We start from the raw sequence: 244 nt of genomic DNA, 5'->3' as shown, positions 1-244 counted from the left end.
CTGAAGGACATCTGGCTGGGACCGCTCGCGAAGGCATCGCCCGAAGCGGCCATCCTCTCGACCTGCAACCGCACCGAACTCTACTGCGCCACTGACGACGCCGCCGCCCGCGAAGCCGCCATCCAGTGGCTCTCGAAGTATCACAGCATCCCCGTTCCCGAACTCGCGCCGCACGTCTATGCGCTGCCGCAGTCGGAAGCCGTGCGTCATGCGTTCCGCGTCGCATCGGGGCTCGATTCGATGG

Annotated in this window: 1 pseudogene; it reads left to right on the top strand. The window is 66.4% G+C overall.

Annotated features, from left to right (window positions below):
- Positions 1 to 244 (top strand): annotated as a pseudogene (locus tag NCS02_RS36235) (glutamyl-tRNA reductase); the annotation flags it as partial.

It is taken from the genome of Caballeronia sp. NCF2 (genome assembly GCF_023631205.1).
GTDB lineage: Bacteria > Pseudomonadota > Gammaproteobacteria > Burkholderiales > Burkholderiaceae > Caballeronia > Caballeronia zhejiangensis.
Note: the sequence above shows the minus strand (reverse complement) of the source record. Positions and strands in the feature narration are given on the sequence as shown.